The following is a 12362-nucleotide window of genomic DNA, read 5'->3' on the forward strand; positions in this document are numbered from 1 at the left end:
ATCATGATCGATATTGAAGATTCTGTGCCTATTACAGAAAAAGATACAGCTCGTCTTTTAACTGCAGAAGCATTGAAATCCCGTAAATTCCGTGCAGAAACAGTTGTTCGTATCAACCATCCTACACAAACCCCTTATGGCTATGACGATCTTGATGTAATCGTTCCAGCTAAACCTGATATGATTCGTTTACCTAAAACTGAAGATGTTTCTGAAGTTGAAATCGTAGCGAAGAAAATTGAAGAAGTAGAAAAAGCTAACGGTTGGGAAGAAGGTACAATCAACATTATCGTAGCTATCGAATCCGTTCGTGGCTTGTACAATGTTCGCGAAATCTGTCACGGTCCTCGCGTAGTTGCAATCGCTCTTGGCGCTGAAGACTACCGTGCTGACCTTCGTACAGGTAAACATAAACCAGCTGTTGAATTGTTGTTTGCTCGCCAAACAATTCTTCATGCAGCCCGCGAAGCAGGTATCCGCGTAATTGATACTGTATTCTCCGACGTGAAAGATCCACAAGGTTTCCGTGAAGAAGTAGAATTCATTAAAGCTTTGGGCTTTGATGGTAAATCTTGTATCCACCCAAGCCAAATTAAAATTGTTCATGAAGTATTCACTCCTGACGAAAAAGAAATCGCTCATTCCGTTAAAGTATTGAACAGCTATGCTGATGCATTGCGCAATAATAAAGGCGTAATCTCTGTAGATGGCAAAATGATCGATGGTCCTATCGTGGTACGTGCACAACGCGTTGTTGATAAAGCACGTGCAGCAGGCATTAAAGTTGAATTAGAGGAAGGAGCAGAATACGATGTTAAATAAAGTAGGTCGCGATATCCCAACAAATATCCCAGCACTAGAAGGTCGCGAAGTATATCAAGGTGAATTCGCAATCGAACCTAAAGTGAAACGTGCAGGTAAACCTGTACACATGAGCCGTGTTGGCACAAACAAAGTTCTTGCTTCTATCGACGAAGCAATCGAAAAAGCTGGCGTAAAAGATGGTATGACATTGTCCTTCCATCATCACTTGCGCAATGGCGACTATGTAATGAAAATGGTTATGGAACGCGTACAAGCTAAAGGCATTAAAGATATTACAATCGCATCTTCTTCCTTGTCTCCATGCCATGAATTCTTGGTAGAAATGATTCAAGATGGTACTGTAACAGCTATCGAAACATCTGGCTTGCGCGATCGTCTTGGTAAATTCTTAACTCAAAACCCTGGCGTATTGAAACGTCCTGTAATCATTCGCTCCCACGGTGGCCGTGCTCGTGCTATCGAATCTGGTGAAGTTCATATCGACGTAGCTTTCATGGGCGCTCCTACAGCTGACCCACGTGGTAATGCTACTGGTCGTATGGGCAAATCCGCATGTGGTGCACTTGGCTATGCTAAAGTTGACTCCCACTATGCAGACACAACTGTTATCATCACTGATAACTTGGTTGACTATGTACACAACTATGCAATCCCTCAAACTGATGTAGATTATGTTGTTGAGGTTGAAAGCATTGGTGATCCAGAAGGTATCGCTTCTGGTGCGGTAGGTTTCACTAAAAACCCTATCCAAATCAAAATTGCTGAATTAGCTGGTGAATTCCTTGACCAAGCTGGCATCATTAAAGATGGCTTCGTATTCCAATTGGGCGCTGGTGGTGCTCCATTGACTGTAGCGAAATTCATTGCTGAAAAACTTCGCAAACGCGGTGAAGTAGGTGGCTTCGCTATCGGTGGTGCTACTGGTATCTTGACTGGTATGCTTGAAGAAGGCTTAATCCGTGCCATTTACGATACTCAAACATTCGATACTACTGCAGCAGCATCTTTGGATAAAAACCCTGCACACATCGAAATGTCTGCTTCCATGTACGCTAACCCATGGACTGACTGCACTACAAACTACCTAGACGTAGTATTCCTTGGTGCTACTGAAATCGACCTTGATTTCAACGTAAACGTAATGACTGACTCCAACGGTGTATTGATGGGCGCTTCCGGCGGTCACTCCGATACAGCAGCAGGTGCTAAATGCACAGTTATTACTTGTCCATTGATCCGCGGCCGCTTACCAATGATCCGTGATAAAGTAGCTACTGTAATTACACCAGGCTCCTCCGTTGACGTACTTGTTACTGAATACGGTATCGCAATCAACCCAGCTCGTACTGATTTGATTGAACGTTTCAAAGATAGCAACTTGCCTATCTTCACAATTGAAGAATTACAACAATTAGCATTTGACTTAGTTGGTAAACCACAAGATATCCCTGTATCTGACAAAGATGAAGACATCGTGGCAATCGTTGAATACCGCGATGGCTCCATTCTTGACGTGGTTCGTAAACCTCTATAATTAAGTAGTGCTGAGAGTTCGAGGGAAACCGTAACAGGTAGGCCATCGGCTCATCATCCTATGCTGATTAGATAATATAAAGACCCTCTCCATAGTTCTCGGACTTATGGAGAGGGTCTTTTTGTAGTTATAAATGATTTAGTGTTAATTTTAGATACAGGGTCAAAACTTAATGAGATAAAAATGGTACATAGATATAGTTATACTTTTACTATAAGAAGATTGGAGATCTTTAGGAGGTAGTTTCTATGTATCGTTGTATTGCCAATTTAGAGATTGACCTAGAGGGGCTAAGTGAGTTTTATAGTGATGTAAGCGAATATGAAACACTAAATATGTACCAAATAATATCTGCTTGGTTACAGGATGATTTAGATGGACCTAATCCTGAAAAAACGGTGTTCGGTGTATCAGAATATGCTTTAGATTGGATGTCTGTGCTACCAGGGGACACTTCCTATCGTAACCTATTTGATATGGGAAATTGCAAACTTGGTAATCATTCTGAAAGTATTGATTATTTATATGCGCGATTTCTACAAACCTTGGAGAATAATAAGACGTTTGAACTTGAGTATGAGTCATTATCTTTAGATTATATAATCGTGATGCCACAGTATATCGATATTACGCTAACATGTAGTAGAAATATAGATTATTTATTATTTATGAAACAGTGGTTACGTAATTGTAGTACTTATAAACATCTGATATACTATAAAGTGAAAGATATATTTTACATTATGTTTTAATTTAGGAGAGCGTGTATGACTCAAGTATTTAAACAAGATCTAACAGATAACTCTGTTCGCCCTGGCGGTTTGTTTTTCGTTGAGTTATTAATGCCAAAGCAGTGTGATATGCCTAATCGAGATACAATGGTAGAGGTATTCACAAAGCATTTAGGTCCTGTTGATTGCTTTAGTTATGGCGTTGAATCTGCTGGTTTTGCACCTCAGAATTATAAGGTTCATTACGAGGATAACGATGCAGATATTTCACCAACCTTGATGGTGACGAATTGTGAAAAAATCGACAAACCTGTACTAGATGATTTTACACGTAGTCAGGTTTGGGATTGTCCAAATGTAGATGACTTGCTAGATGAGTGCCAATATAGAGTATTTGCTACAGACATGTTAGCTTCGGGTTTAGAACCTAAAGAACGAGCTGATATGCTCGTGAAATATGTAGATGCGTTGTTAGAGTTATATCCATCCTGTAAGGCCGTTGTCTTTGGTCCATCTCGTAAGTTCTTAAGTCGAGAAACCATTGAAAATCATCCTGATAAAGCTGTAACACGTTTTATTTATTATGCCGTAAATGTGCGATATTTTAGCATTCAAGGCACAGATGACATGATGGTTGATACGATAGGTATGAACACCTTATTCTACCCTGATTTGCAGTATCACTTTCACGGTATGAACCCCGATGAAATTGTAAATCATGCGTATAGTGTATTGTATTATATCTTTGAGCACGATAATCCTATTGATGACGGGCAAACGATTGCAGGCTTAGAAAATGGAGATATGAATCCAGATATTAAATGGGCGGTTCAGTATGAGGACTCCTTAATTCAACCTGTTCGAACTGTTATAGATATTAATATGGGAGAATATGCATCGGGTACTCGTTAGTTGTTAATCGATGAAAGGTGTGAGCATTATGAGTAATCAACGTATTTTTGACATGGAACTTGTGAAAGTTGAAAGTTTGGAGAAAGCTGTTAGGACTCCATTTTATCAAACTGATTCCACAGGTGGTTCAGTATGGGTTATTAAACCTGGGCAAACCTTACCAAAGCATTACCATCATAACTCTGATGATATATGGGTTATATTGCAAGGTAAGGGGGTATTTTATCCAACGCCTGATACAGAGGTGCCTTTTACAAAGGGACAAGTTATAGTATCTAAAAAGGGTGAATGTCATGGCGCAAAAAATACTGGGACAGAAGATGTTATCTTTGTAAGTATCGTTGCTCCTGTGCCTGCTGATTATGATCCTGTTAGTACAAATTAATATGAAAGCACTTTATAGTATTTTCTTATCTTGTGATAGAGATATATTTATACTATAAAGTGCTTTTTGTTTTATACAGTCATTCCTAGCAAATATCCTTTTTCTATTTTTAAAGGCTATTATTTTGGTGTTACTATTCCTATTTGTTATTTCTATATTCTATATAATTCCATTGACAGAGGACTTTTGTTTTCTTAAGATAATAAGGTATGTAATATCTTAAGTAGTAGAAAGGAATTATATGAACTCATCTACACCAGAGCCTCAAAGTGGGGCCATCGATTTTAAGGACTTTACGACGCGGCGTATGCTCCATGTAGTCCTGCCATTATTTATTGTTTCTATTATTGCCTTCTTAGACCGTGTAAACATTGCCTACGCAGGTTTGACCATGAAGGAGAACTTGCCATGGTTGACGCCAGAGGTATTTGGTATGGGCGCCGGTATCTTTTTTATTGGCTATGTTTTATTTGAAGTCCCTGCATCTCTAATCGCTGCGCGCTGTAATGCTATGCATTGGGTGGCACGTATTATGTTTAGTTGGGGACTAGTATGTATTCTTATGACGACGATGACCACAGAGTTGGAGTTTTATATCTATCGCTTCCTCCTTGGTCTATGTGAAGCCTCTTTATATCCTGTAATTTATTCGTTACTCATTCCGAATTGGTTCTTGCCAAAGGAACGTGCAAAGGCGATCTCCTTGATGTTAACATCTTTATTGTTCTCTAATATCATCGGTGGTCCATTGGCAGGTATCTTACTTGATACAACATTCTTTGGCCTTCATGGCTGGCGCACACTCTTTATCGTTGAAGCCATTCCAGCTGTTATCTTTGCTTTCATTTTCGCATTCTGGATGAAAGAACGTCCAGATCATGCATCTTGGGTAACGGATGCAGAAAAAGTATATATTAAGGCTGAACTTGAAAAAGAAGAACAACAAAAGCAATCTGTAAAGAAATATACCACATGGCAAGCTTTAAAAGATCCAAAAGTATTGCGTTTAGCATTAATCTATTTCTTATGGGTTATTGGTTTCTGGGGCTTTAGCTTCTGGATGCCTCAAGTTCTTAAAAGCCTATCTGGTTGGCCGCCAAGCGTAGTAGCGTGGTCTATTGCTATTCCGATGTCTGCTGCATTACTTGTGCAAGTATATTGCGGTTATTCCTCTGAAAAGCGCAATGAAAAACGTTGGCACGTGGCTACTACATTATTCATTGGTACTATTGGCTTCTTAGCAACACCACATAGTCCATCTCCAGAAATTAGTTTATTATTTATCTGCTTAACTGCTGTAGGTGTTTATGGTGGTATGGGTGTATGGTGGACAATGCCAACAACCTTCTTATCTGGTGCTGCTGCGGCGGGTGCGATGGGCCTCATTAACTCCTCTGGTAACATGGGGGGCTGGGTAGGTCCTTACATGCTTGGTTTCATCAATGGTCACACAGGTAGCTTTGCTTACGGCTACTATGTAATGGGGGCTTGTATGTTCCTTGCAGCGCTCTTGATTTTGACATTACCAAAATCTATGGAACACAAGGATGACTAAGTAGTCCTGCATCAAATTTCAAAATTAAAAGAGCTATATCTCTAATACATTCACATTGTAGCGAATGTATGGGGTATAGCTCTTTTTCTTTAGTAATAATGCTGTTTTATGTATAATGAGAATAATAGAATCTACAGGATAAAAAAGAGAGAATAATATGTATAGAACGTTATTTTAGCAACCGTATTAGCAACTTTTACAATAGGCACATCTGTAAATGCTGTATCTTAAACTTAAGGAGACAAAAGATTGAAAGCGTGTAGACCCAAGTTTGATGAAATTTCATCATTTGATGAATTTAATAAATATTATTGGTATCGTGATGAACTTTCACAAATATGTAAATCATTAGGATTAGAAGATAGGGGGACAAAACAAGAACTCAATCATATTATTGAGCAGTATTTTAAAGGCAATTTAATTAAAAAATCATCAATAAAAAATAGAAGAAGGCAAGTGGAAACTATTACTTTAGATACACCATTACTTGAATGTAATTTTTCCTTTAATACGAAGTTTAGAGAATATTTCTCTGATTTAATAGGTGTTTCACGATTTAAATTTAATGCTGATATGGCTACTGCCTGGAGAAAAGTAAAGAGTGAAAAAAATACAAGCTTTACAATTGGAGATTTGCTGAAAGTATATTATGGTGAATCAGATTATGCAAAGTATGACAATTCGGTTTGTCAATGGAATCAATTTTTTAAGGATTTTTGTGCAGATGAATGTAGTTGTAATTATTCGAATAAATTAAAAGTAGCATCTATTATTTGGAAAGAAGTTAGAGATTCAAAAAATGAAAAAATTTATTCAAAAAATCTTTTAACTGAATATGCATATAAATTGGAAGCGTATCGCAAGTAGAAGCAATTCGTCATTGTAAAGATGTATGGGAAAACGAGTAATTAAATCTATAAAAGAATAACGATAAAAGCACCTTATATCCTATGAGAAGAGTCATTTGTGATGACTTTTGTATAGGTATAAGGTGCTTTTATTTATTTCTGATTTCTTTATTGACTTTGTTTTATTACATCCGGTACTTTCCCAGGATTCATATCGAGGTTTAAATCTGTCGATTTGAATGGGGAAGGATTTGCTTCTGGTGGTCGTACTTTGAGTTCTGGGTGCAACCATTGTAGTTGTTTTAGTTCCCAGTCGTACTTGGCACCATCGTTTTGTAGTTGACGAATGTCTTTAAAGATATCATCCAGTTGGTCGCTATGTTTATTAGCCATCCCTTCGAGGATGTAAAGGCGACCAGCTACACTATCAACGGAAGAACCATCGTGGTCTTCATCGACACGCCATTGTAGTTCTGAAATTTGTATTTGCTGGAAGATTATGACGATGACCAGCACGATAATAACGCCCCACATGGGTGTTTCTTTAGCTTTCAAAAGGGCCCGCAATTTAGATGCGAGCCCAGATGGTTTATTCATTATTGAAGATCCTCAAGTTGTAATCCAGGTAATGGTAATTTGGAATTTACGAAGTCTAACCACAAGCGAGAAGCGTGGGAGAGGTAATGACCTTTTTTCCAAATAACATAAAGTGTATGAATGATTTCTGGTACAAGTGGACGTACAACAACCTTGGAACCAACCTCTGTGTTTTCACCTACCTCAGGGCAGAGGCGAGATGGTAACAATGCGATAGCAAGGTCTGCACTAACTGTTTGTAACATGAGATCACGTTGGCTTGTTTCAAATACAATATGAGGTTGGAAACCTGTATGTTTACAAGCTTTGATGATTTCGTCATGTAAGTTAAAATCATCTTTATGCAATACGAAGGATTCATCAGCTAGCATTTCTAAACGAATTTCTTTTTCTTTCGCTAGAGGACTAGATTTAGGAACAATAACGGAAAGTGGATCGCTAGTGAGGTAGAAGGATTCAAATTCTTTAGGATTTGGTTTTGTACAAATGATACCAATATCGATTAAGCCTTCCTGAACACTAATCTCAACTTTTTTAGAACCTTGTTCATAAAGTTCTAATTCAATTTGTGGATATACTTTTTTGAACTCCCCTAAAAGCTGAGCGAAGATAGGTGCATCGGTAATTGGTGGAATACCAATTCTGATGGAACCTTGTTCCAAACGAAATTCGTTTTCAAAATCAGTTTTAAGATGTTCAAACATGAATACTACGCGTTTTGCGTGGGTTAAGAAGATGGTACCCCCATCAGTAAGTTCTACAGATTTAGCATTACGCATGAAGAGAACAACACCAAGTTCGTCTTCTAAAGCTTTAATAGTACGGCTGATAGCGGATTGGGAGATGTGCAAATTCCGCGCAGCTTTACTAAAGCTTTTTTGATCAGCTACTTCAACGAAGTATTTCAAATGATGAAAATCCATAATTAACCCCCTAAAAATAAAATCTGGTTATGGGAAGTGACCTATACTAAATGAGAATAGTTATTACTATAACGCAATTAGCTATTACTTTATGTAAAGCATGGATAGCAATATTGGCAAAGCGACAGTCACTGTATGTGTTGCGTTGATAGGGCCCAGCACGTTATAATGTGCTTATAGGGCTATATCAAGTTATGATATTAGGAATTATGGTTGTGCCCACTACAAAAGTATGTTCACACATAATGCCATATTATATATAACATATATATTATTGCATTATTTTTTCATGTGCGCAAGTTTGTAATGGTTGTTATTCCTAAACATAATGATAGATTAAGCAAGTGTTCTATTTTTGCTAAATGCTTAAGGAGGCAATAATCACATGAGTCGTAAATTTAAAACTATGGACGGCAACCAAGCGGCTGCTCACGTTTCTTATGGTTTTACAGAAGTTGCTGCGATTTACCCAATCACTCCATCTTCCCCAATGCCAGAACACATTGACGAATGGGCTGCGTCTGGTCGTAAAAACATTTTCGGTAACACTGTTCAAGTTGTAGAAATGCAATCTGAAGCAGGTGCTGCTGCCGCAACTCACGGTTCTTTACAAGCTGGTGCATTAACAACAACTTTCACATCTTCCCAAGGTTTGTTATTGATGCTTCCTAACTTATACAAAGTAGCAGGCGAATTACTTCCAGGTGTATTCCAAGTAGCTGCTCGTGCATTAGCTGCACATGCTTTGGCTATCTTTGGTGACCACCAAGACGTAATGGCTGCTCGTGCAGCTGGCTGCGCTATGCTTGCTGAATCCTCCGTACAAGAAGTAATGGACTTGTCCGCTGTAGCTCACTTGACAGCTATTAAAACTCGTGTACCATTCATCAACTTCTTCGACGGTTTCCGTACATCCCACGAAATTCAAAAAATCGAAATCTGGGACTATGAAGATTTGAAACCATTGGTTGATATGGACGCTGTTAATGCATTCCGTAAAAATGCATTGAATCCAGATGCTCCTGTAACTCGTGGTACTGCAGAAAACCCTGACGTTTACTTCCAACATCGTGAAGCATCCAACAAATTCTATTTGAACGTTCCTGACGTTGTAGAACACTACATGAACGAAGTTAACAAATTGGCTGGCACTAACTACCAATTGTTCAACTACCATGGTGCTGCTGATGCAACAGACGTAATCGTAACTATGGGTTCCTCCGCTCAAGTAGTTCAATCCACTGTTGACTACTTAAACAAATTGGGTCGTAAAGTTGGTTTCATCAACGTTCACTTGTTCCGTCCATTCGCAACAGATCGTTTGTTGAAAGCTCTTCCTCAAACAGTAGAACGCATTGCAGTTCTTGACCGTACTAAAGAACCAGGTGCTTTGGCTGAACCATTGTTCTTGGACGTACAAGCTGCTGTAATCGACGGTGGTCGTAACGTAAAAGTTATCGCTGGCCGTTATGGTTTGAGCTCCAAAGACGTTATCCCTGCAGACATCGTAGCTGTATTCGATAACTTGGCTGCTGAAAACGGTAAGAAATTCTTCACATTGGGTATCAATGATGATGTTACATTCTTGTCCTTAGATCGTGCTGAAGGCGTAGAAGTTGAAACTCCTGGTTTGACTGAATGTAAATTCTGGGGCTTCGGTTCTGACGGTACTGTAGGTGCGAACAAATCCGCTATCAAAATTATCGGTGACCATACTGATATGTATGCTCAAGCATACTTTGATTACGACTCCAAAAAATCTGGTGGCGTAACAATGTCTCACCTTCGTTTTGGTAAAAACCCAATCAACTTGCCATATTTGATTACTGAACCTCAATTCGTAGCATGTCATCGTCAATCTTACGTACATGAATACGACTTGATCCGCGGCATCAAAAAAGGCGGTACATTCTTATTGAACTGTACTTGGTCTCCTGAAGAATTGAACGAACATTTACCAGCTAAATTACGTCGTCAAATCGCAGAAAAAGAATTGAACTTCTACATCATCAATGCTGCGAAAATCGCTTCCGAAATCGGTTTGGGCGGTCGTATCAACATGGTAACTCAAGCTGCATTCTTCAAATTGACTGAAATCATCCCTGTAGATGATGCTGTTAAATACCTTAAAGAATCCGTAGTAACTTCTTACGGTAAAAAAGGTCAAAATATCGTTGACATGAACAACGCTGCTATCGATCAAGGCGTTAACGCTTTGGTAAAAGTAGATGTTCCTGCTGACTGGAAAAACGCTGTTGATGAAGGCGGTCACGCAGTTAAACCTGGTTGCGAATCTTGCCCATCCTTCGTTCAAAATATTGCACAACCAATCAATGCACAAGCTGGTTATGATCTTCCAGTATCCACATTTGCTGGTTACGAAGATGGTACATTACCTGCTGGTACTGCTAAATTCGAAAAACGCGGTCCTGCATTGTTCGTTCCAAAATGGTTACCAGAAAACTGTATCCAATGTAACCAATGTTCTTTCGTATGTCCACATGCTACAATTCGCCCAATCTTGGCAACTGAAGCAGAAGTGGCTGCGGCTCCAGAACATTTCGATACAATTCCTGCATTAGGTGCTAAAGACCTTCAATTCCGTATCGCAGTATCCCCATTAGATTGCTTGGGTTGCGGTAACTGTGTTGATATCTGTCCAGCTCCTAAAGGCAAAGCTATCGTAATGACTTCCATCGATTCCGAAATCGAACAAGCGGAAGCATGGAACTACGGTGTTAACCTTCCTGTAAAAGAAAACCCTATGAAGAAGGAAACTGTTAAAGGTTCCCAATTCGAACAACCATTGTTCGAGTTCTCCGGTGCTTGCGCAGGTTGTGGTGAAACTCCTTACGCTAAATTGTTAACTCAATTGTTCGGCGACCGCATGATGATTGCCAATGCAACTGGTTGTTCCTCCATCTGGGGTGCTTCCATGCCTGCATCTCCATACACAACTAACCAACAAGGTCAAGGTCCTTCCTGGGCGAACTCCTTGTTCGAAGACAATGCTGAGTATGGTTACGGTATGTATATCGGCGTTAAGAAAGTTCGCCAACAATTAGCAGAAGTGGCTGCGAAAGCTGCTGAAACTGCTACTGGCGAATTGAAAGAAGCTTTAGAACACTGGCTTGAATTCGCTAACCTTGGTGCGGCTACTCGTCAACGTTCCGAACGTTTAGTAGCAGCTATCGAAGCTGAAGGCGCTACAACTCCTGAGTTGAAAGAACTTCTTGCGAAAAAACAATTCTTGATCAAACGTTCCCACTGGATCTTCGGTGGTGACGGCTGGGCATACGATATCGGCTTCGGCGGTGTTGACCATGTATTAGCTTCTGGCGAAGACATCAACATCTTCGTATTCGATACTGAAGTATATTCCAACACTGGTGGTCAAGCTTCCAAATCCACTAATATCGCAGCAGTTGCTCAATTCGCAGCTTCTGGTAAACGTACTAAGAAAAAAGACCTTGGCATGATGGCTATGTCTTATGGTTATGTATACGTAGCACAAGTAGCTATGGGCGCAGACAAAAACCAATTGATGAAAGCTATTACAGAAGCTGAAGCATATCCAGGTCCATCCTTGATCATCGCTTACAGCCCATGTATCAACCATGGTATTAAAGCTGGTATGGGTAAAGCTCAAGAAGAACAACGTAAAGCAGTTGCAGCTGGTTACTGGGATCTTTACAGATACAACCCTCAACTTAAAGAAGAAGGTAAAAATCCATTCTCCTTGGATTCCAAAGAACCAACTGAAAGCTTCCAAGACTTCCTTAAAGGTGAAGTACGTTACGCTTCCTTGGCTAAAGCAGCTCCAGATGTTGCAGAAGAATTGTTCGCTAAAACTGAACAAGACGCTAAAGATCGTCGCTTAAGCTATGTTCGCTTACAAAAAGGTTTCGAAGACGTAAAATAATTCGTTATTTAACGACTAAGAACTGATAAGAGGCACCCTCTCGAGGGTGCCTCTTTTGTGTATAAATAACAGTTTTCCATAGGTAATATATTAGGAATTTGATATAATATTAGATAGTTATGCAGTTATA

10 protein-coding genes are annotated in these 12362 nt (G+C 39.4%); 8 read left to right on the forward strand and 2 right to left on the reverse strand.

All coding sequences use genetic code 11. The features are described from left to right. The 7 genes from Q7P05_RS03915 to Q7P05_RS03945 form a co-directional block, all read left to right on the forward strand. Positions 1–822, forward strand: an 822-nt coding sequence (locus tag Q7P05_RS03915) for a CoA ester lyase (RefSeq protein WP_303930606.1), incomplete at its 5' end; no start/stop codon positions are given. Further along, positions 812–2359, forward strand: a complete 1548-nt coding sequence (citF, locus tag Q7P05_RS03920; RefSeq protein WP_287529325.1) for a citrate lyase subunit alpha — start codon at positions 812–814, stop codon at positions 2357–2359. The genes Q7P05_RS03915 and citF, both read left to right, overlap by 11 nt. Before the next feature lie 248 nt (positions 2360–2607). Further along, positions 2608–3111 (forward strand): hypothetical protein, encoded by a 504-nt coding sequence (locus Q7P05_RS03925; protein WP_287533431.1) that lies wholly within the window; start codon positions 2608–2610, stop codon positions 3109–3111. A gap of 15 nt (positions 3112–3126) precedes the next feature. Then, the gene (locus tag Q7P05_RS03930; RefSeq protein WP_105084877.1) at positions 3127–4002 is read left to right on the forward strand and encodes a DUF4261 domain-containing protein; all 876 of its coding nucleotides are present in this window, start codon (positions 3127–3129) and stop codon (positions 4000–4002) included. Between the two features lie 28 nt (positions 4003–4030). Then, positions 4031–4387 carry a cupin domain-containing protein gene (locus Q7P05_RS03935; RefSeq protein WP_058948382.1) on the forward strand — a complete coding sequence of 119 codons (357 nt, stop codon included), beginning with the start codon at positions 4031–4033 and terminating at the stop codon, positions 4385–4387. A 241-nt stretch (positions 4388–4628) separates the two neighbouring features. Continuing rightward, positions 4629–5942 (forward strand): MFS transporter, encoded by a 1314-nt coding sequence (locus Q7P05_RS03940; protein ID WP_303930611.1) that lies wholly within the window; start codon positions 4629–4631, stop codon positions 5940–5942. 249 nt (positions 5943–6191) lie between these two features. Continuing rightward, positions 6192–6809, forward strand: a complete 618-nt coding sequence (locus Q7P05_RS03945; RefSeq protein ID WP_105094133.1) for an SAP domain-containing protein — start codon at positions 6192–6194, stop codon at positions 6807–6809. Between the two features lie 149 nt (positions 6810–6958). Here Q7P05_RS03945 and Q7P05_RS03950 read toward each other — a convergent pair whose 3' ends face one another. Next, positions 6959–7387: a hypothetical protein gene (locus Q7P05_RS03950; RefSeq protein ID WP_105094132.1), complete on the reverse strand. Its 429-nt coding sequence runs from the start codon at positions 7385–7387 to the stop codon at positions 6959–6961. After that, positions 7387–8310: a LysR family transcriptional regulator gene (locus Q7P05_RS03955; RefSeq protein WP_105094131.1), complete on the reverse strand. Its 924-nt coding sequence runs from the start codon at positions 8308–8310 to the stop codon at positions 7387–7389. The genes Q7P05_RS03950 and Q7P05_RS03955 overlap by 1 nt, the downstream gene beginning before the upstream one ends. 385 nt (positions 8311–8695) lie before the next feature. Here Q7P05_RS03955 and nifJ point away from each other — a divergent pair, with 385 nt between their 5' ends. After that, positions 8696–12232: a pyruvate:ferredoxin (flavodoxin) oxidoreductase gene (gene nifJ, locus Q7P05_RS03960; RefSeq protein ID WP_105094130.1), complete on the forward strand. Its 3537-nt coding sequence runs from the start codon at positions 8696–8698 to the stop codon at positions 12230–12232. Positions 12233–12362: the final 130 nt, after the last annotated feature.

Origin of the sequence: Veillonella dispar (assembly GCF_937975875.1) — a bacterium.
In the GTDB taxonomy this organism is placed as follows: domain Bacteria; phylum Bacillota; class Negativicutes; order Veillonellales; family Veillonellaceae; genus Veillonella; species Veillonella dispar_B.

What these genes read in the sequence shown, in the direction of transcription:
- citF (WP_287529325.1), top strand. Translation starts at nt 812, where the DNA reads ATGTTAAATAAAGTAGGTCGCGATATCCCAACAAATATCCCAGCACTA.
- Q7P05_RS03925 (WP_287533431.1), top strand. Translation starts at nt 2,608, where the DNA reads ATGTATCGTTGTATTGCCAATTTAGAGATTGACCTAGAGGGGCTAAGT.
- Q7P05_RS03930 (WP_105084877.1), top strand. Translation starts at nt 3,127, where the DNA reads ATGACTCAAGTATTTAAACAAGATCTAACAGATAACTCTGTTCGCCCT.
- Q7P05_RS03935 (WP_058948382.1), top strand. Translation starts at nt 4,031, where the DNA reads ATGAGTAATCAACGTATTTTTGACATGGAACTTGTGAAAGTTGAAAGT.
- Q7P05_RS03940 (WP_303930611.1), top strand. Translation starts at nt 4,629, where the DNA reads ATGAACTCATCTACACCAGAGCCTCAAAGTGGGGCCATCGATTTTAAG.
- Q7P05_RS03950 (WP_105094132.1), bottom strand. Translation starts at nt 7,387, where the DNA reads ATGAATAAACCATCTGGGCTCGCATCTAAATTGCGGGCCCTTTTGAAA.
- Q7P05_RS03955 (WP_105094131.1), bottom strand. Translation starts at nt 8,310, where the DNA reads ATGGATTTTCATCATTTGAAATACTTCGTTGAAGTAGCTGATCAAAAA.
- nifJ (WP_105094130.1), top strand. Translation starts at nt 8,696, where the DNA reads ATGAGTCGTAAATTTAAAACTATGGACGGCAACCAAGCGGCTGCTCAC.